General features: G+C 66.5%; 19 protein-coding genes. 9 read left to right on the top strand and 10 right to left on the bottom strand.

Going from position 1 to position 21,670, the window contains the following annotated elements; genetic code table 11:
* Positions 1-12: 12 nt before the first annotated feature.
* Complete coding sequence (gene truA / locus KM176_RS04610) at positions 13-789, bottom strand: tRNA pseudouridine(38-40) synthase TruA (RefSeq protein WP_160895432.1); 777 nt, start codon at positions 787-789, stop codon at positions 13-15.
* Between the two features lie 111 nt (positions 790-900).
* Here truA and KM176_RS04605 point away from each other — a divergent pair, with 111 nt between their 5' ends.
* The 4 genes from KM176_RS04605 (at position 901) to ileS (ending at position 7,075) form a co-directional block, all read left to right on the top strand.
* On the top strand, positions 901-2,316 hold the full coding sequence (locus tag KM176_RS04605; protein WP_236045170.1) for a YcjX family GTP-binding protein: 1,416 nt from the start codon (positions 901-903) through the stop codon (positions 2,314-2,316).
* Positions 2,313-2,783 (top strand): GNAT family N-acetyltransferase, encoded by a 471-nt coding sequence (locus KM176_RS04600; protein ID WP_160895430.1) that lies wholly within the window; start codon positions 2,313-2,315, stop codon positions 2,781-2,783. The genes KM176_RS04605 and KM176_RS04600 overlap by 4 nt, the downstream gene beginning before the upstream one ends.
* Positions 2,780-3,796 (top strand): YcjF family protein, encoded by a 1,017-nt coding sequence (locus tag KM176_RS04595; RefSeq protein ID WP_160895429.1) that lies wholly within the window; start codon positions 2,780-2,782, stop codon positions 3,794-3,796. Before KM176_RS04600 ends, KM176_RS04595 begins: the two co-directional genes overlap by 4 nt.
* Positions 3,797-4,153: 357 nt before the next feature.
* A complete protein-coding gene (ileS, locus tag KM176_RS04590) occupies positions 4,154-7,075 on the top strand; it encodes an isoleucine--tRNA ligase (protein ID WP_160895428.1) in 2,922 nt (973 codons plus the stop codon).
* 553 nt (positions 7,076-7,628) lie between these two features.
* Here ileS and KM176_RS04585 read toward each other — a convergent pair.
* Positions 7,629-8,003 carry a hypothetical protein gene (locus KM176_RS04585; protein WP_160895427.1) on the bottom strand — a complete coding sequence of 125 codons (375 nt, stop codon included), beginning with the start codon at positions 8,001-8,003 and terminating at the stop codon, positions 7,629-7,631.
* A gap of 341 nt (positions 8,004-8,344) precedes the next feature.
* On the opposite strand from KM176_RS04585, the gene KM176_RS04580 reads away from it, so the two are divergent.
* Positions 8,345-8,830 carry a methylated-DNA--[protein]-cysteine S-methyltransferase gene (locus KM176_RS04580; protein ID WP_236045169.1) on the top strand — a complete coding sequence of 162 codons (486 nt, stop codon included), beginning with the start codon at positions 8,345-8,347 and terminating at the stop codon, positions 8,828-8,830.
* A 64-nt stretch (positions 8,831-8,894) separates the two neighbouring features.
* Here KM176_RS04580 and phaZ read toward each other — a convergent pair whose 3' ends face one another.
* The gene (gene phaZ / locus KM176_RS04575; protein WP_160895426.1) at positions 8,895-10,157 is read right to left on the bottom strand and encodes a polyhydroxyalkanoate depolymerase; all 1,263 of its coding nucleotides are present in this window, start codon (positions 10,155-10,157) and stop codon (positions 8,895-8,897) included.
* A 131-nt stretch (positions 10,158-10,288) separates the two neighbouring features.
* Here phaZ and KM176_RS04570 point away from each other — a divergent pair, with 131 nt between their 5' ends.
* From KM176_RS04570 to KM176_RS04555, 4 genes are all read left to right on the top strand, one after another.
* Positions 10,289-12,097, top strand: a complete 1,809-nt coding sequence (locus tag KM176_RS04570) for a PHA/PHB synthase family protein (protein WP_160895456.1) — start codon at positions 10,289-10,291, stop codon at positions 12,095-12,097.
* Positions 12,098-12,250: 153 nt separating this feature from the next.
* Positions 12,251-12,706: a phasin family protein gene (locus tag KM176_RS04565; RefSeq protein WP_160895425.1), complete on the top strand. Its 456-nt coding sequence runs from the start codon at positions 12,251-12,253 to the stop codon at positions 12,704-12,706.
* Positions 12,707-12,988: 282 nt separating this feature from the next.
* Positions 12,989-13,540, top strand: a complete 552-nt coding sequence (phaR, locus tag KM176_RS04560; protein WP_160895424.1) for a polyhydroxyalkanoate synthesis repressor PhaR — start codon at positions 12,989-12,991, stop codon at positions 13,538-13,540.
* A gap of 1 nt (position 13,541) precedes the next feature.
* Positions 13,542-14,510, top strand: a complete 969-nt coding sequence (locus KM176_RS04555) for a LysR family transcriptional regulator (RefSeq protein WP_160895423.1) — start codon at positions 13,542-13,544, stop codon at positions 14,508-14,510.
* A 123-nt stretch (positions 14,511-14,633) separates the two neighbouring features.
* On the opposite strand, the gene KM176_RS04550 is transcribed toward KM176_RS04555, so the two are convergent.
* The 7 genes from KM176_RS04550 to KM176_RS04520 form a co-directional block, all read right to left on the bottom strand.
* Positions 14,634-15,626 (bottom strand): ABC transporter substrate-binding protein, encoded by a 993-nt coding sequence (locus KM176_RS04550; protein ID WP_160895422.1) that lies wholly within the window; start codon positions 15,624-15,626, stop codon positions 14,634-14,636.
* A 41-nt stretch (positions 15,627-15,667) separates the two neighbouring features.
* Positions 15,668-16,513, bottom strand: a complete 846-nt coding sequence (locus tag KM176_RS04545; RefSeq protein WP_160895421.1) for an ABC transporter permease — start codon at positions 16,511-16,513, stop codon at positions 15,668-15,670.
* 31 nt (positions 16,514-16,544) lie between these two features.
* A complete protein-coding gene (locus tag KM176_RS04540; protein WP_160895420.1) occupies positions 16,545-17,465 on the bottom strand; it encodes an ABC transporter permease in 921 nt (306 codons plus the stop codon).
* Between the two features lie 243 nt (positions 17,466-17,708).
* Positions 17,709-18,491, bottom strand: coding sequence for an ABC transporter ATP-binding protein (locus KM176_RS04535; protein ID WP_160895419.1), 783 nt, complete (start codon positions 18,489-18,491; stop codon positions 17,709-17,711).
* A gap of 82 nt (positions 18,492-18,573) precedes the next feature.
* Positions 18,574-20,034: a dihydropyrimidinase gene (hydA, locus tag KM176_RS04530; protein ID WP_160895418.1), complete on the bottom strand. Its 1,461-nt coding sequence runs from the start codon at positions 20,032-20,034 to the stop codon at positions 18,574-18,576.
* A gap of 45 nt (positions 20,035-20,079) precedes the next feature.
* Complete coding sequence (locus KM176_RS04525) at positions 20,080-20,367, bottom strand: hypothetical protein (protein ID WP_160895417.1); 288 nt, start codon at positions 20,365-20,367, stop codon at positions 20,080-20,082.
* 28 nt (positions 20,368-20,395) lie between these two features.
* A complete protein-coding gene (locus KM176_RS04520) occupies positions 20,396-21,646 on the bottom strand; it encodes a Zn-dependent hydrolase (RefSeq protein ID WP_160895416.1) in 1,251 nt (416 codons plus the stop codon).
* Between the last annotated feature and the right edge of the window lie 24 nt (positions 21,647-21,670).

Raw genomic sequence — 21,670 nt, 5'->3', positions numbered from 1 at the left:
GCCGTCCGCCTGTCAAGCGCGGGGGGCGAAAGGATCTTCCGGATAGCCCACACCCGACAGGTACAGCCCCTGCGGCGGGCAGACCGGACCGCAGGCGGCGCGGTCGCGGGCCTCCAGCGCATCGCGCACCTGCTCGGGCGGCCAGGCGCCGCAGCCCACGCGCTCCAGCGTGCCGACGATGGAACGCACCTGATTGTGCAGGAAGCTGCGCGCCCGCAGGAAGAAGCGCAGCTCGGGCCCCGACGTGCCGGTGACCTCTTCGATGCGGATCTCGTCCAGGGTCTTCTGCGGCGAGGCCGCCTGACAGATCGAGCTGCGGAAGGTGGTGAAATCGTGGTTGCCGATCAGGTAGGCGGCGCCGGCGCGCATCGCCCCGGCATCCAGCGGGTGCTTCACCTGCCAGACCAGCCCGGCATCATGGGTCGCCGGCGCACGCCGCATCAGCAGGCGGAACAGGTAGCGCCGCTCCAGCGCCGAGAAGCGCGCGTGCCAGTCGTCATCGACGCGTGCCGCGTTGACGATGGCCACCGGCAGGGGCTTCAGGTGGTGGTTCAGCGCCTCCGACAGGCGGAACGGGTCCCAGTCGCGCTCCATGTCGCAATGGGCCACCTGCCCCAGCCCGTGCACCCCGGCATCGGTGCGCCCGGCGGCGGCGATGGTGTGATCGCGCCTTTCCAGCTTCGCAAGCGCAGCTTCGATCGCCCCCTGAACCGAGGGCTGATCCGCCTGCCTCTGCCATCCGGCAAAGGGGGCTCCGTGATATTCGACCTGAAGGGCATAACGTGGCATGAGGCGCGATCTACTTCAGGCGTGCCGCCTTCCGCAATGCCTTCGTCTTGGAAAGCGCGCGCCCGGCCTCTATCTTGGGTCCAGAACATTTCCGACAGGGCAGGAGCGCACTTGGCACTCGACTTCACCTCGCTCGCCGACGGGCTGACACGGCAGATCGAAAGCGTCGGCGACCAGCTGTCGGAAACCTTCTTCGAGCCGGTGATCCGGCTTGGCGTCACCGGCATGGCACGGGCGGGCAAGACCGTCTTCATCACCTCTCTGGTGGCGAACCTGCTGAACCGGGGGCGGATGCCGGGGCTTACGGCGCAGGCCGATGGCCGGATCCTCGCGGCCTATCTGCAACCCCAGCCCGACGATACCCTGCCCCGCTTCGATTACGAGGCGCATCTGGCGGCGCTGACCGGCCCGCAGCCCTGGTGGCCCGACAGCACCCGCTCGATCTCTGAGCTGCGGATCAGCTTCCGCGTCCGCCCCACCGGGCTGCTGGGCGGCGTCTCGGGGCCGCGCACGGTGCATCTCGATATCATCGACTACCCGGGCGAATGGCTGCTGGACCTCGGCCTGATGGAGAAATCCTATGCCCAGTGGTCCGAGACGGTGCTGGCAAGGATGCGCACCCGCCCCTTCGCCGCCGAGAGCCTTGCGGCGCTGGAAGCCGCGCGCGGACAGGACAGCTGGGCCGAACCCGGGGTGCAGGCGCTGACCCGGGGCTACACCGCCTATCTCCATGCCGCGCGGGGCGCCGGGCTCTCGGATGTGACGCCGGGCCGGTTCCTGATGCCCGGGGACCTGGACGGCTCTCCGGTGTTGACCTTCGTGCCACTGCTGCCCGAACCCCATGCGCCGCGCCGTGGCCTCTGGCGCGAGATGGAGCGCCGTTACGACGCCTATAAATCCCGCGTGGTGAAGCCCTTCTTCAGCCGCCATTTCTCGCGCATCGACCGGCAGGTCGTGCTGGTCGATGCGCTCTCGGCAATCCATGCCGGGCCGCAGGCGGTCGAGGACCTGAACCGCGGACTTGAGGGAATCCTGGCCGCCTTCCGCCCCGGGCGCAACGCCTGGCTGTCGCGGCTGCTGCTGGGCAAGCGGGTGGAACGGATCCTCTTCGCCGCCACCAAGGCCGATCACCTGCACCATGCCCAGCACCCCCGGCTGACCGCGATCCTCGAGGCGCTGGTGGCCCAGGCGGCCTCGCGCGCCGATTTCGCCGGGGCGGACACAAGGGCCATGGCGCTGGCCTCCCTGCGCACCACGGTCGAAGAGACCCGCCGCCACGGCACGCTTGATCTGGACTGCGTGCGCGGGCGGCTGGCCGATGGCCGCCAGGCCGCGCTCTATCCCGGCGAATTGCCCGAGGATCCCACCCGGATCACCCGCGGCCACCTGTCGGGGGAACGCTGGCTGGACGGTGACTACCAGCTGATGAACTTCGCCCCCGCCGTGATTTCCCTGAAGCCCGGCGAGGGGCCGCCGCATATCCGCCTCGACAAGGCGGCGCAGTTCCTGATCGGGGACAAGCTGTGAGCCTGCCCCGGATCGAGCCCGCCCGCCCCCGTGACATCCCGGGCCTGGCGCGCGTGCTCTGGAGCTTCACCCGCACGACCCCCTGGATGCCGCGCGCCCGCTCGCGCGCGCAGGACCTCGCGCTGCTCGGCCGGCTGGTGCTGCGCGGCACCGTCAGGCTGATCCGCGACGAGGCCGGCCCCTGCGCCTTCATCGCCCGCGAGGGCGGACAGGTGCTGGCGCTCTACGTCCATGCCCGGGCGCGTCGCCGGGGCCTTGGCCGGGTGCTGATGCGTGACGCCCAGACCCGGGCCGACTGGCTGGCGCTCTGGACCCCTGCGGCCAGCCACGAGGCCCGCCGCTTCTACGCCGCCCACGGCTTTGCCACCGCCGGCTATGGCGACGGCAGCGGCAATGATGAATCCCTGCCCGAGGTGCTGATGGTCTGGCAATCCTCGCGCCCCGCCGCCGAACGGAGAGCCGCATGAGCGACACCCCCCGCAAGCCCCCCGCCCCCGTGCTGATCGAACTGGACGAGGGCCAGGGCGCCAGCCCCGACCAGGCGCCGCCGATCCCCGATCACGAGGACGAAGCGCCCCGGGGCCAGGCGATGCAGACGGCGGCGGTGCTGGCCGCACGGCGCGGCTCGCGGCTGGCGAAATGGTTCTGGTCGCTGCTGCTGGCGCTGGTGGGCATCGTCGTCTCGGCAACAGCCTGGAATTTTGCCACCGGCCTCATCGCCGCAACGCCCTGGCTGGGCTGGCTGGTCAGCGCCCTGATCGCGGCCTTCGTGCTGGTGGCGCTGGCCATCGTGGTAAAGGAGGCGACGGCCTTCGCGCGCCTTTCCCGCGTCGACCGGCTGCACGAGATGGCGCAGGAGGCCCTGGCGACCGAAGACCTCGCGAAGGCGCGGGCCCATGCAAAGGCGCTGGCCGCGCTCTATGCCGGGCGCGCCGATCTGAAATGGGGCCTGGCCCGGATGGCCGAGCGCCGCGACGAGCAGCTCGACGCGACTTCGCTGCTGATGCTGAGCGAAACGGAACTGCTGGCCCCCCTCGACCGCGCCGCCCGCGCCGAGGCCGAGGCCGCCGCCCGCCAGGTTGCCACGGTGACAGCGCTGGTGCCACTGGCCTTCGCCGACGTGATCGCGGCGCTTTCGGCAAACATCCGCATGATCCGCCGCATCGCCGAGATCTACGGTGGCCGCTCCGGCACGCTCGGCTCCCTGCGGCTGCTGCGCGCGGTGATGACCCACCTTGTCGCCACAGGCGCCGTCGCGGTGGGCGATGACCTTGTGCATTCGGTGCTGGGCGGCACGCTCCTCGCGCGTCTTTCCCGCCGGTTTGGCGAAGGGGTCGTCAACGGCGCCCTCACCGCCCGCGTCGGCGTGGCCGCGATGGAAGTCTGCCGCCCGATGCCCTTCTCTCCCTCGCGCCGCCCGAAGGTCGGGCAGGTCATCCAGCGCGCCCTGACCGGGCTGTTCGGCCCCAAAGAGAGCTGAGCACCTGCGGCAGATCGCACGACGCCTCCGGCGGGGATATTTATGGCCAGATGAGAGAGCCGGGGCGCTAGAAAGTGGTGCGCTCGGGAATAGGTCCAAGCTTCCATCACCTGGCTTCAAATATCCCCGCCGGAGGCATCCCGACCTTTCGGACAGGGCAACGTCCGGGCGACAGCGACCCTCTGGACGCTTGCCCGGACGGGGTGTAGAAGCGCCCCATGATGACCAGAGTTCCTTTCGCAATCATCATTCGAATTACATGCCCGGCGCTCTGCACCTGAGCAGCCGGGACAAGGCGTATGGGAACCCGCGCCGCCATTCTTCCAGACATGACCGAGCCCCGAACGGATCGAAAAGATGTGCGCCGAGACGCCTGACTACAAAGACACCCTGACTCTGCCGAAAACCGACTTCCCCATGCGCGCGGGCCTGCCCAAGCGCGAGCCCGAGTGGCTGGACCGCTGGGAGAAGATCGGCATCTACGACCAGCTGCGCGCCAAGGCGAAGGCAAGCGGCGACACCCGCACCCCCTTCACGCTGCACGACGGCCCTCCCTATGCCAACGGCCATCTGCACATCGGCCACGCGCTGAACAAGACGATCAAGGACATGATCGTGCGCAGCCACCAGATGATGGGCCATGATGCGCGCTATGTCCCCGGCTGGGACTGCCACGGCCTGCCCATCGAATGGAAGATCGAGGAGCAGTACCGCAAGAAGGGCAAGAACAAGGACGAGGTGAACATCGTCGACTTCCGCCAGGAATGCCGCAAGTTCGCCGAAGGCTGGGTCGATGTTCAGCGCGAGGAATTCAAGCGCCTCGGGATCACCGGCAACTGGGCCGATCCCTACCTGACCATGAACTTCCATGCCGAGCGCGTCATCGCCGAGGAATTCATGAAGTTCCTGATGAACGGCACGCTCTACCAGGGCTCCAAGCCCGTGATGTGGTCGCCGGTCGAGAAGACCGCCCTGGCCGAGGCCGAGGTCGAGTACCACGACAAGGAAAGCTTCACCATCTGGGTGAAGTTCAAGGTCGCGAACCCCGGTCATGACCTGGAAGGCGCCCATGTCGTCATCTGGACCACGACCCCCTGGACGATCCCGTCCAACAAGGCCGTCGTCTTCGGCGCCGACTATGCCTATGGCCTCTACGAGGTCACCGGCACGCCGGAGGAATGCTGGCTGAAGGTAGGCGAGAAATACCTGCTGGCCGACAAGCTGGCGGCGGCGACCTTCGCCAAGGCGCGCATCTCGGAAGACCAGTGGACCCGCCTGCGCGACGTCCCGACCGAGGAACTGGCCACGCTCGGCCTCAAGCACCCCCTCGCCGGCGCCGAAGGCGCGAACGGCGAATGGGACGACCTGCGCGACTTCCGCGCCGCGCCCTTCGTCACCGACGAGGAAGGCACCGGCTTTGTCCATTGCGCGCCCTCGCACGGGATGGAGGAATACGAGCTTTACCGCGATCTTGGCATGCTGGAGCAGGTCCTGACCTACAACGTCATGGACGATGGCGGCTTCCGCGCCGACCTGCCCTTCTTCGGCGGCAAGTACATCCTGAACCGCAAGGGCGGCGAGGGCGATGCCAACAAGACCGTCATCGAGAAGCTGATCGAGGTCGGCGGGCTGATGGCGCGCGGCAAGATCAAGCACTCCTACCCGCATTCCTGGCGCTCCAAGGCGCCGGTGATCTTCCGCAACACGCCGCAGTGGTTCGCCGCCATCGACCGCAAGGTCGGCGACAAGCAGGACCAGTATGGCGAGACGATCCGCGACCGCGCCCTGAAATCCATCGAAGAGCTGGTCAAGTTCACCCCCGCCACGGGCAAGAACCGCCTGCATTCCATGATGGAAACCCGGCCCGACTGGGTGCTGTCGCGCCAGCGCGCCTGGGGCGTGCCGCTGACCTGCTTCACCAAGGTCGGCGCCCTGCCGACCGATGCGGACTTCCTGCTGCGCGATCCGGCGGTCAATGCCCGCATCACCGAGGCCTTCGAGGCCGAGGGCGCGGATGCCTGGTACAAGGACGGCGCCAAGGAACGCTTCCTGGGTGAAGGCTACAACGCGGAGGAATGGACCAAGGTCGATGACGTTCTGGACGTGTGGTTCGACAGCGGCTCGACCCATGCCTTCGTGCTGCGCGACCGCGAGGACGGCACCAAGGACGGCATCGCCGATGTCTACATGGAGGGCACCGACCAGCACCGCGGCTGGTTCCACTCCTCCCTGCTCGAAGCCTGCGGGACGCTGGGCCGCGCGCCCTACCGCAACGTGGTGACCCATGGTTTCACGCTGGACGAGAAGGGCAACAAGATGTCCAAGTCGCTCGGCAATACCGTGGCGCCGGCGGATGTGATCAAGCAGTACGGCGCCGACATCCTGCGTCTCTGGGTGGCCCAGGCCGACTACACCGCCGACCAGCGGATCGGCGACACCATCCTGAAGGGCACCGCCGACAGCTACCGCCGCCTGCGCAACACCATGCGCTTCATCCTCGGCTCGCTCGGTGATTTCTCCGAGGATCAGCGGGTTGCCCCCGCCGACATGCCCGAGCTGGAGCAATGGGTGCTGCACCGCCTGGCCGAGCTGGACGTGGTGGTCCAGGAAGGCTACCGCGCCTTCGACTTCCAGGGCGTCTTCCAGGCGGTCTTCAACTTTGCCACGGTGGAGCTGTCGTCCTTCTACTTCGACATCCGCAAGGACGTGCTGTACTGCGATGGCGAGACGCTGCGCGCCCATGCGGCCCGCACCGTGCTGGACCTGCTGTTCCACCGCCTGACCACCTGGCTGGCCCCGGTCCTGGTCTTCACCATGGAAGAGGTCTGGCTGGAGCGCTTCCCGGGCGAGCACAGCTCTGTCCACCTGCAGGACTTCCCGGTGACGCCGGCAGAATGGAAGAACGAGGCCCTGGCCGAGAAATGGGCCAAGGTGCGCCGCGCCCGCCGCGTCGTGACCGCCGCGCTGGAAATCCAGCGGGTCGAGAAGGTCATCGGGGCCTCGCTGGAAGCGGCGCCGGTCGTGCATGTGGAAGACGAGGCCGTTCTGGACGCGCTGAAGTCGGTCGAATTCGATGACATCTGCATCACCTCGGGTCTGTCGCTGACCGGCGATGCGGCCCCGCAGGAAGCCTTCCGCCTGCCGGAAGTTCCGGGCGTCGCCGTGGTCTTCGAGAAGGCCGAAGGCGAGAAATGCCAGCGCTGCTGGAAGATCCTGCCGGATGTGGGCACCCATGCCCATGAAGGCGTCTGCGGCCGCTGCGACAGCGCCCTCGGCTGAGCCTGACAATCTGCACTGACGGAAACGCCCGCTTCCTGCGAAGCGGGCGTTTTCATGTCCAGGGCTCAGGGCTCAGGGCTCAGGGCTCAGGGCTCAGGGCTCAGGGCTCAGGGCTCAGGGCTCAGGGCTCAGGGCTCAGGGCTCAGGGCTCAGGGCTCAGGGCTCAGGGCTCAGGGCTCAGGGCTCAGGGCTCAGGGCTCAGGGCTCAGGGCTCAGGGCTCAGGGCTCAGGGCTCAGGGCTCAGGGCTCAGGGCTCAGGGCTCAGGGCTCAGGGCTCAGGGCTCAGGGCTCAGACAGAATGTCCCTGACGCGGCATTGGCAAGGGGTTCATTACGCACCCGGGCGTCTTCCTGCGTTGCGGGCGGCAGGAGCGTCCTGGGCTCACGGACGTACTGACAGCCAGCGCCTGCCACGGGGTCAGGGGCCGCTTTCCATCGCCAGAGCCTCTTCCGGGCGTCGCGCGCATTGGAAAGCGAACCTCCGGGCCGGGCCCGGGCTGCTTGCCGATCCGCACGGGTTCGATCCCGCTTTCAGGGCCCTTTCGAAGACAGGTTCAGGCGGCGCGGCCCTGCGACTGCACCATCGAGAACAGCCGTTGCACCATCACGTAAAGCCGCGAACTGCCGCCGGGAATATTGGCGCCGTTCGCCTCTGCCTCGGCCACGAGGCCGCGGAACAGCGACATCCGGTCCATCCCGGAGGGGCTTCCGTTGTTGGCCCGGTCGGCCTCCACCAGCGCCTGTTCGATCGGCACGGGGGTGCTGTCCTCCCGGGCGGTGGCGCTGCGGGGACTGGCCTGCGGGCGCCGCTCGGGCACCGGCAGGGGCTGAAGGGCCACGGTTTCGGTCCTTGTGGGCGCCGTCACCGGCGGCATGTTGCCCGTCGGATCCGACAGGGTGGTTCCGGCAGAGACTGCCCCGACCGGCATTGGCCGGATCTCAGTCGAAGCCGCCGGACGGAAGGAGGAAATCGCATCCGTCATCATCTGCGCATACTCCCATCTGCATGGCTCGATGCAGACAGAGTCCTCCTGTTGTCTTTCCAAAAGATGAACATCGGCACAGCTTTTGCCGCGCATTGGCGACAATTGCAGCGGTTGGGGCGCCTGCGACGCCCCGCCGCGGCCCGAAATGGCGCCCGGCCCAGCCCCGTGCCGCCGGGGCTGCCGCCCCACCGTTCCTGATGACCCCCGCCGCTTGGGGGGCAAGCCCACCCGGGCCGAACCGGCCCGCCACATACCGCCCATCGCCGGGCGGCGCGGATCGCGGTATGAACGATTCTCCCTTCGAAAGGATTGAGATGCCCCGGATCAGCCTGATGACACCGACCGGACGGTTCTGGATCGAGGACCGCGACGGTTTCCTGACCCGCAGCGGCTGGGGCCTGCCCGAAGAAGAAGCAGACAGCCCCCTGCTGCGAATTGCCGCGCAGCAGGTCGCGGCCTATTTCGCCGGGGATCTGCGCCGGTTCGATCTGCCGATGCAGGTGGCGGGATCGGAATTTCAGAGCCAGGTCTGTGCCGCCATTGCCGCGATCCCCTTCGGAGAGACCCGCCGTTACGGCGACCTGGGTGCCACGCTGGCCGCGCCCGCGCGGGCGGTCGGCCAGGCCTGCGGGCACAATCCCCTGCCGCTGTTCATCCCCTGCCACCGGGTCATGGGCAGCCGAGGTCTGGGCGGGTTCTCGGGCGCCGGCGGGGTCGAGACGAAGGTGGCGCTGCTGCGCCACGAAGGCGCGGCCTCCCTGCTGATCTGACGCAAAAGGGCGCCCCGAAAACGGGACGCCCCTTTGAAACACCTGCGCCGAAGCGCGGATCGCCTCAGGTCACGGCGGTCAGCTTGGCCGCAGGCTGGCGGGCGTTCTGGTCGATGAACTCCAGCACCAGCGGGCGGATGTTGTTGCGCCAGGACGAGCCGGCAAAGATGCCGTAATGGCCCGCGCCGGGCTCCAGATGGCTGGCCTTCTTCTTGGCATCAAGGCCGGTCAGCAGATCCAGCGCCGCCACGCATTGCCCGGGCGCCGAGATGTCGTCCTTCTCACCTTCCACGGTCTTCACGGCGACATCGGTGATGCGCCCGATATCGACCGGGTGACCGTTGATGGTGAAGCAGTTCTTGGCGATCTCGCTGTCCTTGAAGATCCGCTCCACGGTCGAAAGGTAGAACTCGGCCGTCATGTCCATCACGGCAAGGTATTCGTCGTAGAAGCGGTTGTGCGGGTCCAGATCGGTGGCCTCACCGCGCGCGACGCGGAAGATCTGCTCGGTGAAGGCCTTCGAATGGCGGTCGAGGTTCATCGAGATGAAGGAGGTCAGCTGCAGCAGGCCCGGATAGACCTGACGGCCAAAGCCCTTGTATTTCGCGCCCACGGTCTGGATCGACATCTGTTCGAGCTGGCCCATGGAGACGCGGTTGCCGAAATCGGTCACTTCGGTCGGGGTCGCATCGGGGTCGATCGGGCCGCCGATCAGCGTCAGCGTGGAGGGCTGCGCCTCGGGGAAGATCTCGGCCAGGTAGGCGGTGGCGGCCAGCACCAGCGGTGCGGGCTGGCAGACCGCGATGACGTTCACGTCCGGCCCCAGCTCCTTCATGAAATCGACGCAGTAGAGCGTGTAATCCTCGACGTCGAACTTGCCTTCGGACACCGGGATGTCGCGGGCATTGTGCCAGTCGGTGATGTAGACCTCGCAGTCGGGCAGCAGCGACACCACGGTCGAGCGCAGGAGGGTCGCGTAATGCCCCGACATCGGTGCCACCAGAAGCACCTTGCGCAGCCGCGCCTCGCGGTCCTGAACGCGGAAGTGGATCAAATCGCCGAAGGGCCGCTCCACCGCCTTTTCGACGCTGACCAGATGATCGCGCCCATCCTCGCAGAGCACCGAATGGATGCCCCAGTCGGGCTTGGCAACCATCCGCTTGTAGGCCCGTTCAGTGACCTCGCCCCAGGCCGCCATCAGCGTCAGCGCCGGGTTCGAAACCAGCGAGAAGGCCGGGTAGGACGCGAAGCTCAGTGCCGAAGAACCCATCCATTGCTGGGTATTGCGCACTGTCTCCATAAGGTCGTAGCTTGGAAAGAAACGCATTGCCGTCTCCTGTTGGCGGGACCCGCCCCGCGGTTTTCATGGCACGGGCACCGCCCCGGATCGCGCGAGAGAGTTGGCGTCAGGGCATGGGTCGCATGCTGCAGGGCAGAAAATAAGGGGGAATCATGGATATGACAACAGACGACACCCGAGGCGAAACGTCTCCTCCCCCCAAACATCTGGAAAAACTGAATGAAAACCTCACGAGAGTGGAGGCGCTGCAGCAGCGGCTCCTGGCCGCCGTCAAGGAGCGTCACGCCGCCAACCCGGGATTGAACGCACCCGACCCGACGCTCTTTGCACGTGCGGCGGGCGCCTACTGGGCCGAGATGGTCCAGAACCCGGCCCGCATCTTCGAGCATCAGCTGAACTACTGGGGCGCCTCGGTGAAGCACTTCCTTGAGGCCCAGCAGGCGCTGGCCAGCGGCAAGCTGATCGCGCCGCCCGACCTTGGCCCCGCCGACCGCCGCTTCGAGAATCCGATCTGGAAAAGCCATCCCTATTTCAACTTCATCAAACAGCAATATCAGCTTAACGCCGCTGCCATCGCGAAGGCCGTCGAGGATGCCGAGGACATGGCTCCGGTCGAGAAGAAGCGGCTCAAGTACTTTACCCAGCAGATCGTCGACATGATGGCGCCGACGAACTTCCTGGCCACCAATCCCGATGCGCTGGAAAAGGCCATCGAGACCGACGGCGAAAGCCTGATCAAGGGCCTGGAAAACCTGGTGCTGGACCTGGAGCGCAACCACGGAGAGATGCTGGTGCGCCTCTCGGACGAGGAAGCCTTCGAGATCGGTCGCAACATCGCCACCACCGAGGGCGAGGTCGTCTATCGCAACCGCCTGCTGGAGCTGATCCAGTATGCGCCGCGCAGCGAGAAGGTCCATGCCACGCCGCTGATCATCTTCCCGCCGTGGATCAACAAGTTCTACATCCTCGACCTGAAGGAGAAGAACTCTCTCATCCGCTGGATCACCGAACAGGGTTACACGCTGTTCATCGTGTCCTGGGTCAACCCCGACCGCAGCTACCGCGACGTGGGCCTTGAGGAGTACATCGAGGAGGGCTTCCTCGACACCATCGAACAGGTCAAGCGGATCACCGGCCAGAAACAGGTCAACGCGGTGGGCTACTGCATTGCCGGCACCACGCTGAACCTGACGCTGGCGCTGATGAAGAAACGCCGCGACCGCTCGGTCAAGTCGGCCACCTTCTTCACCACGCTGACCGATTTCGGCGACCAGGGCGAATTCACCCCCTTCCTCACCGACGATTTCGTCGATGCGATCGAGCAGGAGGTGAAGGACGAGGGGATCATGCGCAGCTTCATCATGTCGCGCACCTTCTCTTTCCTGCGGGCCAACGACCTGATCTACCGGCCCGCGATCCGCGCCTACATGATGGGAGAGGCGCCCCCGGCCTTCGACCTGCTGTACTGGAACGGCGACGGCACCAACCTGCCCGCCAAGATGGCCACCCAGTACCTGCGCCAGCTCTGCCAGGGCAACGAGTTCGTCAATGACGGCATCGAACTGCTGGGCGAACGTCTGCATGTCTCCGATGTCGATGTGCCGATGTTCTCGATCACCTGCGAAAGCGATCACATCGCCGCCTGGCGGGCTTCCTACATCGGCTTCATGAAGACCGCCTCGAAGGACCGCACCTTCCTGGTGTCGCAGTCCGGCCATATCGCCGGCATCGTCAACCCGCCCTCGAAGAAGAAGTACGGGCATTACGTGAATCCCGACCTGCCCGCCGATCCGCAGGCCTGGTGGGACGGTGCCGATTTCCACGAAGGCTCCTGGTGGCCCCGCTGGGAAGCCTGGCTGTCGGGCCGGTCGGGCCGGATGATTCCCGCCCGCGAACCGGGCGATGCGACTCACCCGCCGCTGTCTCCGGCCCCCGGAACTTACGTGAGGGCACCACTTCCGGCCTGAGGCGGTGTCCGAATGCCCAGAAACATAACGGTTTCCCCTGTGACATTCTGCATCGCAGAAAAATCTTGATTTGCTGCGCTGCAGCATCCATACTTCAGATACCGGAATTCGGGGGGCCACTCGCGAACCCCGCTGCCAGAAGAGGATGGACTAATGGCAAAAACCCAGGACTTCACCGCAATCATGAAAGACTTCATGGGCGCATTCCCCGTCGACACCTCCGCCATGGAAGATGCCTTCAAGACCCAGGCAACCCTGGGCGAGAAGCTCTCGGCAGTCGCTCTGGATGCCGCGTCGAAGTCGACCGACCTGTCCACCAAGTGGACCAAGGACACCCTGGCCAAGATGACCGACCTGTCGAAAGCCAAGGCCGAGCCCGCCGACTACGCCAAGGCGATCACCGATTTCGCTTCGGCCTATGCCGAGATGTCGGCCGAGAACATGGCGGCCTTCGCCGAGATCGCGAAGAAGGTGCAGACCGACACCGTCGAGCTGATGATGGCCGCCGGCAAGGACATGTCCGAAGAAGCCTCTGCCATGATGCAGAAGGCCACCAAGGACGCCTCGACCGCCGCCAAGAAGGCCACCACCGCCGCCGCGGCCAAGTGATCCCGACGCGGCCCCCGGTCGGGTCGCGGACCGTAGATTTCAGCGCCCCCAGGCTCCTCCCCCCCGTGTGACGGGGGCGCGATCAAGCAGGGCGGGTCCCAGGACCCGCCCTTTTTGCTGTGCGGAAGGCCCCTTCCCGCGCCATACGTCGGCGTATGCCATTTCGCCCCGCCGGGGGCCTCCCCGACCGCAAGCTGCCTGCGCGGCATTGCTAAAGCTTTCCTTTTTCGAAACGCTCCTCTAGGCTCTGCTGCAGCGCTGCATCTTCGGGAGGGAAAGCCAGTGGCAGAACAGCAGTCTCCGCTTCTCATCAAGCGTTACGCCTCGCGGCGGCTCTACAATACGGAGACCAGCGATTACGTGACCCTTGAGGATATCTCCGGCTTCATCCGCGAAGGCCGGGATGTGCAGATCGTCGACCTCAAGTCCGGCGACGACCTGACCCGCCAGTACCTGCTGCAGATCATCGCAGAGCACGAGAGCCGGGGCGAGAACGTGCTGCCGCTGAACGTGCTGACCGACCTGGTGCGCAGCTATACCACCAACGCCGGTTCCGTCGTGCCGCAGTTCCTCGCCGCCTCCTTCGAGATGCTGCGCGACGGCCAGTCGAAGATGATGGAGAACATGAAGACGGTGAACCCGATGATGGCGAACATGCCCGGGTTCGACGCCATGCAGGCCCAGCAGGAAGCCTTCCTGAAGGCGATGACCGGCGGCTTTTCCGGCGGCTGGAGCGCCCCGGACAAGAAGGAAACGGATGGCGCGGGCGATGACCTGACGCAGATCCGCAAGCAGCTGGCAGAGCTTCAGCAGAAACTCTCCAAGCTCAGCTGAGATGACGGCAAGCCCCGGCCGGATCACCCTCTGGGGGATCGAGGTCTTCGTCGCCGCCGCGGAGGAGCGCTCGATCTCCGCCGCGGCCCGCAGGCTCGGGGCCAGCCCCTCGGCGGTCTCCCAGCAGCTCACCAACCTGGAGGCCGCGCTCGGCGTCAGCCTGCTGCAGCGCACCGCCCGCCCCCTCACCCTCACCCCCAAGGGCGAGGCCTTTCGCCGCCGCGCCCAGTCGATCCTGAACGAGGCCGCCCAGGCCCGCGCCGAACTGGCCGTCGCCGGTCAGCCCGGCTTCGCCCGGCTGCGCCTCGGCATGATCGAAGATTTCGAATCCGAGGTCACGCCGCCCCTTCTGATCCGTATGGCAGACCGCTTCCCCGACACCCGCTTCCTGCTGGAGACCGGGGCCAGCCATTTCCTTGCCGACCAGCTGGAAGCCGAGGCGCTGGACCTGATCGTCACCGCCGAACTGGCCGCCCCCGCCCCCTGGGCCGAGGTGCATCCGATCCTGTCGGAGACCTTCATCGTCGCCGCCCCGCGCGGCGCGATCCGCCCCGGCCCGCATTGCCTTGACGCGCTGAAGCGGATGCCGCTGGTGCAGTACACGACCCGTCACTACATGGGCCGTCTGATCGCCACGCATCTTGCGCAGCAGAACCTGCGGCTGAACCACCGCTTCGAGCTCGACAGCTACCACGCCATCCTGGAACTGGTGCGCGCCGGCACCGGCTGGACGATCCTGCCGCCACTGGCACTGATCCGCACCCATCGCCTGGCCGGCGCCCTCGACCTGCTGCCCCTGCCCTTTGCGCCGCTCGAACGCCGCATCGTGCTGACCGCCCGCGCCGGCATCCTCCAGGACGCCCCCGCCGGCATCGCCGCCGAACTGCGGGCCCTGCTCATCCCGCTGCTGCGCGACGCCCCCGACCTGCCGCCGCTGCTGCGCGACACGATCCGCATCCCCGCGCCCTGAGCCCTTTCATCTTTCCCCAAATATGCCCGCCGGAGGCTTCGCCCCGCCGGGGCGAAATCCCTCGAAAAAGCGAAAGGGCCGGACAAACCGCCCGGCCCTTCCAAGGTCACATGTCCCGAAGGCTTACTTCAGCGCCTTGTCGGTGATCTCATGGGTCCAGGCGCCCTCCGGCTCCTTGGTGATCGCCGGGTTGTCCTCGGAAACGGCCGACAGCAGCGTCTTCACGGTCTGCTCGTAATCCGCCGGATCCAGCGCCCCGTCCGAGCCCTCGGTCAGCTTGGCGACTTCCTTCATCATGTATTCCTGGTGCTCCAGGGTCTGGGCACCGGTCTCGTCATTGTCGAGCACGATCTGCGCGGCCTCGTCGGGATGGGCCTCGGCGTATTTCCAGCCCTTCATCGAGGCGCGCACGAAGCGGACCATCTTGTCGTCGAACTTCGGATCCTTCAGGTCGTCTTCCTTGACGTAGAGACCGTCCTCCAGCATCCCGAAGCCCATGTCGAGGTAGTTGAAGACGGTCAGATCCTCAGGCTTGTAGCCCGCGTCCAGCACCTGACCATATTCGTTGTAGGTCATGGTCGAGATGCAGTCGGCCTGGCCCTGGATCAGCGGATCGACCGAGAAGGCCTGCTTGACCACGGTCACGCCATCGGGGCCCGCGCCATCGGTCTTCAGACCCAGATGCGCCATCCAGGCGTAGAAGGGGTATTCGTTGCCGTAGAACCAGACGCCCAGGGTGTGGCCGGCCAGGTCTTCGGGCTTCTCGATGCCGGCGCTCTTCAGGCAGGTCAGCTGCAGGCCGCCCTTCTTGAAGGGCTGGGCGATGTTGACCAGCGGCACGCCGCGTTCGCGTGCGGCCAGGGCGGCGGCCATCCAGGTGGTGATGACATCGGCACCGCCGGCGGCGATCACCTGCTCGGGGGCGATGTCGGGGCCGCCGGCCTTGATGGTGACATCCAGGTCCTCGTCCTTGTAATAGCCCTTGTCCTGCGCGACGTAATAGCCCGCGAACTGCGCCTGGGTGACCCATTTCAGCTGCAGCGTCACCTCGTCGGCGGCCTGGGCCGCACCGGCCGTGGCGCCCAGGGCCAGCGCCCCGACAATCCAGTTCTTCATCTTCATTCTCCCAGTTGCGTCCCCGATTTTCCGGAGGGACTTCATCTTCTTTGCGAGGGGTGCCAGTAGGTCACCCCGCGTTCCAGGAGCGCCAGCGCCCCGTAGAACAGTGATCCCGACAGCGCGGCCACGACGATCTCGGCCCAGACCATGTCCAGCGCGAGCTGCCCCACCGATGTTGAGATGCGAAAGCCCATGCCCGCAATGGGCGATCCGAAGAACTCGGCGACAATCGCGCCGATCAGCGCCATGGTCGATGAAATCTTCAGCCCGTTGAAAACGAAGGGCATGGCGGCGGGCAGGCGCAGCTTCCAGAAGCCCTGCCAATAGGTTGCGGCCCAGGTCTTCATCTGGTCGCGCTGCATCGCGCTGGTCTCCTGGAGGCCGGCGGTGATGTTCACCAGCATCGGGAAGAACACCATGACGACGACCACGGCGGCCTTGGACTGCCAGCCGACGTTGAACCACATGACGAAGATCGGCGCGATGCCGACGATCGGCAGGGCGGCGACGAAAGCTCCCACGGGCAGGATGCCGCGCTTCAGAAAATCGCTGCGGTCGACCAGAATGGCGACCCCGAAGGCGGCGGCACAGCCGATCACATAGCCCGAGAGCACGCCCTTCACGAAGGTCTGCACGAAGTCGGTCCACAGGATCGGGATCGAGGCCGCGAACTTGACGGCGATCTGGCTGGGCGGCGGCAGCACCACCATGGGCACGTTCAGCCCCCGCACCAGCAGCTCCCAGACCACCAGGATGGTGACGCCGAAGACCACCGGCACCGCCAGCGCCACCGCGCGGGTGCCCCGGGCCGGACCATTCGACAGCTTGACGTTCAGGTACCAGGCCAGGATCCAGAACAGCAGGGCCGCAATCACGAGCGCCATGACAGCTCTCCCTTCCTCTTGCACGCGGGGGTCATCGGCTCAGCCCCATCCGCTTCAGCGTGCCCCGTTCCAGGACACCGATGAGGGCGACGAGGCCCGCCGCCAGCACCGCCGTCGCCAGCAGCGCCGCCCAGATCTGCACGGTCTGGCCATAGTAGCTGCCCGCCAGCAGGCGGAAGCCCAGGCCCTGCCCGCCCCCCGCCGGCAGCTCGCCGACGATGGTGCCCACAAGGCTGGCCGCCACACCGATCTTCAGAGAGGCGAAGAGATAGGGCACCGAGGCCGGCAGTCGCAGCTTCCAGAAGGTCTGGGCGCGCGTGGCGCTCCAGGTCCGCACCAGGTCCATGTCCATGGCCGAGGGGCTGCGCAGCCCCTTCACCATGCCCACGACCACCGGGAAGAAGCTGAGATAGGCCGAGATGATCGCCTTCGGCATCAGCCCCTGCACCCCGAAAGAGGCCAGCACCACGATGATCATCGGCGCGATGGCCAGGATCGGGATGGTCTGCGAGGCGATGGCCCATGGCATGACCGACATGTCCATGGCCCGGCTGTGCACGATGCCCACGGCCAGCAGGATCCCCCCGACCGAGCCGATGGCGAAACCGGCCAGCGTCGCGCTCAGCGTCACCCAGCCATGGAACACCAGGCTTCGCTTGGAGGTCGGCTTGACGTCGACCGTGGTCTTCCAGAGCTCCTGGACGATCTGGTGCGGGGCCGGAAGCCGCGGCTTGGCCTGCTCCCAGGTCTGCGCCCATTGGCCGGGGTTGCGCGCGGCAAGGACGAAGGCCGACATGTCGCGCCGCGCCTGCACCCCCTCGGGGCTGATCACTGCGCCCTGGCGCTCTGCCGTCTGCAGTGCGAACTTGATGTTCATCGGAATGCAGGCCGCGTACCAGAAGGCCATGATCGCCGCCACGACGACCAGGACAGGGAAAATCACCCGGGTCATGGGCGCGCCCTCCCCCATTCATCTTTCCCCAAATATGCATGTTGCTCGGTCTGCGACTGTCGCGACGTGCATATTTTTAGAAAGATGAAAGGATTATCGGCTTTCTTTGCGGAGCGGTACAGGCAGGCATGCCGATGACCGCGAAAGGTGAAAGGAGAGCCCGCGTCTTCACCCCAACCGCGGGGCGGCACCGGGGGACGGAGGGCGCCCGATGTCCTCCGGGCCGCAGCGGGGGCACAGGGATCAATCGTAGGCATGGCCGGCCCTCAGCCCATCGCGGACGCGATGGGCAATCTCCAGGAATTCCGGGCTGTCGCGGATGTCCAGCGGACGCTCCTTCGGCAGCGGGCTCTCGATCACGTCGGTGATCCGGCCCGGGCGCGGTGACATCACCACGATCTTGGTCGACAGGTACACCGCCTCGGGGATCGAATGGGTGACGAAGCCGATGGTCTTGCCGGTGCGGGCCCAGAGCTTGAGCACCTCCTCGTTGAGGTGATCGCGGACGATCTCGTCCAGGGCACCGAAGGGTTCGTCCATCAGCAGAATGTCGGCATCGAAAGCCAGCGCCCGCGCGATCGAGGCGCGCTGCTGCATGCCGCCCGAAAGCTGCCAGGGGAATTTCTTGCCGAAGCCGGAAAGCTCCACCAGGTCGAGGACCTTTTCCACCCGGGCGTCCTGTTCGGATTTCGGGAAGCCCATGATCTCCAGCGGCAGCTTGATGTTGCCGGCAATGGTGCGCCAGGGATAGAGCCCCGCCGCCTGGAAGACATAGCCGTAGGCACGGGCGCGGCGCGCCTCGTCCGGGCTCATGCCGTTGACCGTGAGCTTGCCGCCCGTGGGGGTTTCCAGCGCCGCGATGCAGCGCAGGAAGGTCGTCTTGCCACAGCCAGAGGGGCCGATGAAACTGACGAAATCGCCCTTGTGGATCTGGAGATTGACGTCCCGGAGCGCCTGCACCGGGCCGTCGTTGGTCTGGAAGGTCAGGTCGAGGTGCTTGGCCTCGATGACCGGATTGCCGTTCACTGATTAGGTCTCCCTGTCTTGCGGCCCGTTTGGCTGGGCTCTTGTCGGCGGCGGCCCCGCGGGGCCGCCGTGGTGCCGGGTCTCAGACGCCGGCCGGGATGTTGAGGGGATCGCGCTGCACCGAGCGGGGCGAGTTCAGCGCCTTCCATTTCGACAGCGCCGTGGCGGCCGAGTTGAAGGCGGGACGCGGCACGAAGCGGCCCCGACCGGGCTGCGGCTGGGAGTTCTGGCCCCAGGCCCAGATGACCTCTCCGCGCGACAGGGTGTAGCGCGCCTGGGCCGTGACCTTGGTGCCCTCGAAGACGTTGTAGTCGATGATCGACTTGTGGTTCGAGGCCGAGATCGTTTTCGAAATCTTCGGATCCCAGACCACGATATCGGCATCGGCGCCGGGCATGATCGCGCCCTTCTTCGGGTAGATATTGAGGATCCGCGCGATGTTGGTCGAGGTGACGGCGACGAATTCCTCGGGCGTCAGGCGCCCGGTTTCGACCCCTTGGGTCCAGAGCACCGCGAGGCGTTCCTCCAGCCCGTTGGTGCCGTTCGGGATCTTGGTGAAATCGTTCAGCCCCATGCGCTTCTGTTCGGTGGTGAAGGCGCAGTGGTCGGTGGCCACGACCTGAAGGGATCCCGATTGCAGCCCCGCCCAGAGGCTGTCGTGGAATTCGCGGCCCCGGAAGGGCGGCGACATCACGCGGCGCGCCGAATGATCCCAGTCGGTCGAGAGATATTCGTCATGGTCCAGCGTCAGGAACTGCACCAGCGGTTCGCCATAGACGCGCATCCCCTTCTGGCGGGCGCGGCGGATAGCCTCGTGCGCCTGTTCGCAGGAGACGTGCACCACATAGAGCGGCGTGCCGGCGGCATCGGCGACGGTGATGGCGCGGTTGGTCGCCTCGCCCTCGAATTCCGGGGGGCGGGAACGGGCGTGCCATTCCGGGCCGGTCTTGCCCTCGGCCAGGAATTTCTTCTGCATCAGATCGACCAGATCGCCGTTTTCCGCATGGACCATCGGCAGCGCGCCCAGTTCCACGCAGCGCGAGAAGGAGGCGAACATCTCGTCGTCCTCCACCATCAGCGCGCCCTTGTAGGCCATGAAGTGCTTGAAGGAGTTCACCCCCGCATCGACGGCATATTTCATCTCGTCGAAGATCTGCTCGTTCCAGCCGGTGATCGCCATGTGATAGCCGATGTCGGAACAGATCTGCGGCGCCGACTTGCGGTGCCATTCGTTGATCGCGTTCTTGATGCTGCCATCGGCGCCGGGCAGGCAGAAGTCGATGACCATGGTGGTGCCACCGGCGGCGGCGGCCCAGGTGCCGGTCTCGAAGGTCTCGGCGGCGGTGGTGCCCATGAAGGGCATTTCCAGGTGGGTATGCGGGTCGATGCCGCCGGGGATCACGTAGGCGCCCTCGGCGTCGATATATTCGTCGCCCTTCAGATCCGGCCCGATCTCCTTGATGGTTTCGCCCTCGATCAGGATGTCGGCTTGCACCTGACGGTCCGCGGTGACGACGATGCCACCCTTGATCACCTTGGTCATGTTAAGCTCCCTTGGCTTGCCGGACGCCCGGGTCCGGTTGGCCGGTCAGCTGGCATCCCTGCCCGCGGCCGGCTCTTCGTTCTGCGGGTCCGCCCTGCCGCCATCGTCCGGGGCCTGGGCCGTGCGCGCCGCCGGAAGCAGCGCGCCGGTCTCGCCGGACACAAGGGGCATGTAGCAGACGGTTGTCCTGTCGCACGTCAGCGGCGCGACAGGCGGATCCTGGGGGGCGGCTCCGATCTCGCCGGAGGCCGCGGGGGCGGTTTGGGGCAGCCAGACCAGCAGCGACACCAGAAGACAGCTTGCCGTTCGTGTCGCCCTGCCGGTCATGGCCATCCCTTTCACCCCTGGTTCGGCCGAAAGCCTACTCGACGATCTCCGCCGTCTCCAGCACCGCGTGCAGCAGCACGTCCGCGCCGCCTGCGGCCCAGTCGGAACTGATCTCTTCTGCCTCGTTATGGCTCAGGCCATCGACGCAGGGGCAGAAGATCATCGTGGTGGGGGCGACCTTGGCGGCCCAGCAGGCATCGTGACCGGCGCCCGAGATGATGTCCATGTGGCTGTAGCCCAAGGTATCGGCGGCCTTGCGGACGCGCTCGACCAGCTCCGGGGTGAAGGTCACCGGGTCGAAATGGCCGACCGCCTCGACCGAGCAACCGACGCCGATCTCGGCGCAGATCTCGTCGGCGCGGCGCTCGATCTCGGCGCGCATGGTGTCCAGCTTGGTCTGGCTGGGGGTGCGCAGATCGACGGTGAAGACCACCTTGCCCGGCAGCACGTTGCGCGAGTTCGGGGTGAATTTCACCTGCCCCACACCGGCAACGGCATCGGGCTGGTTGGCCATCGCCACCTCCTGCACCATCTCGAAGATGCGGCTCATGGCAAGGCCCGCATTCACCCGCATCGGCATCGGGGTGGAGCCGGTATGCGCCTCTTTCCCGGTCAGGGTGAATTCCAGCCACCACAGGCCCTGGCAATGGGTGACGACACCGATCTTCTTCTCGGCGGCCTCCAGGATCGGGCCCTGTTCGATATGGTATTCGAAATAGGCGTGCATCTTGCGATCGCCCACCTCTTCCTCGCCCTTCCAGCCGATCCGCTCCAGCTCGGCACCGTAGCTGTCGCCCTCAAGATCGGTGCGCCCGTAGGCATAGTCGAGCGAATGGACACCGGCGAAGACGCCCGAGGCCAGCATGGCGGGGGCAAAGCGCGCGCCCTCCTCGTTGGCCCAGTTGGTGATGACGATCGGGTGCTTGGTCTTGATCTCAAGATCATTCATCGTGCGCACGACTTCCAGCGCCGCCAGCACGCCCAGAACACCGTCGTACTTGCCGCCCGTCGGCTGGGTGTCCAGGTGGCTGCCCATGTAGACCGGCAGCGCCTCCGGGTCGGTGCCCGGACGGGTCATGAACATGGTGCCCATCTTGTCGACGCCCATGGTGCAGCCGGCGGCCTCGCACCAGGACTGGAACAGGCGGCGCCCCTCGGCATCGGCGTCGGTCAGGGTCTGGCGGTTGTTGCCCCCCGCCACGCCCGGCCCCACCTTTGCCATCTCCATGAGGCTCTCCCAGAGTCTCTCACCGTTGATGCGCATGTTTTCCCCGGGTGCGGGCATGGCCTCTCTCCGTCGCTGTTCAGA

It is taken from the genome of Pseudooceanicola endophyticus (genome assembly GCF_018760365.1).
GTDB classification, from domain to species: Bacteria; Pseudomonadota; Alphaproteobacteria; order Rhodobacterales; family Rhodobacteraceae; genus Pseudooceanicola; species Pseudooceanicola endophyticus.
Note: the sequence above shows the minus strand (reverse complement) of the source record. Positions and strands in the feature narration are given on the sequence as shown.